Here is a 642-nt window from a genome sequence, read left to right on the forward strand (position 1 = left end):
CTTAGATGTTTCAGTTCCCCTCGTTCGCCTCGCAACACTATGTATTCATGTTGCGATAACAGCTTATGCTGCTGGGTTCCCCCATTCGGACATCGTTAGCTCAAATGCTTGTTACTAGCTCGCCAACGCTTTTCGCAAGTTACTACGTCCTTCATCGCCTCTGACTGCCAAGGCATCCACCGTATACGCTTAGTCGCTTAACCATACAACCCAAATGAGTTTCACTCATCTGAGYCGCATTGCGACCAGCTTGGTTTTACTTGTCTCACTTCTGACCAAAGAAGTGGACGCGCCTTAGACGTAAACTATCCAATAAAGAATAATTTACTTTTGAATATTCAAGACACTTAATAAAGTGTTTGAGAACTCATGTTCAATGCTTGCGCATTAAACGTTTTGTAATTAATYACATGACAGACTCATGCAATTAAATACTATCAGCTTTCCAAATTGTTAAAGAGCGGGCTTAAAAAAGCCAAAGATAATTTTTAAGTTTATCTTTGGCATCTCTATCCATAGTGCATATGCCTTATTACTTTGCAATAAAGTCAGAATAAGGTGTAAATGGTGGAGCTATGCGGGATCGAACCGCAGACCTCCTGCGTGCAAGGCAGGCGCTCTCCCAGCTGAGCTATAGCCCCA

The 642-nt window shown here is 42.5% G+C and carries 1 tRNA gene and 1 rRNA gene; both read right to left on the reverse strand.

Going from position 1 to position 642, the window contains the following annotated elements:
* A 23S ribosomal RNA gene (locus tag L5M28_RS24060) occupies positions 1-203 on the reverse strand; the annotation flags it as partial.
* A gap of 362 nt (positions 204-565) precedes the next feature.
* Positions 566-641: transfer RNA gene (locus L5M28_RS24065), tRNA-Ala, on the reverse strand.
* Position 642 lies beyond the last annotated feature (1 nt).

The sequence above is a fragment of the Shewanella sp. SW32 genome, assembly GCF_025653365.1.
Classification (GTDB): Bacteria; Pseudomonadota; Gammaproteobacteria; order Enterobacterales; family Shewanellaceae; genus Shewanella; species Shewanella oncorhynchi.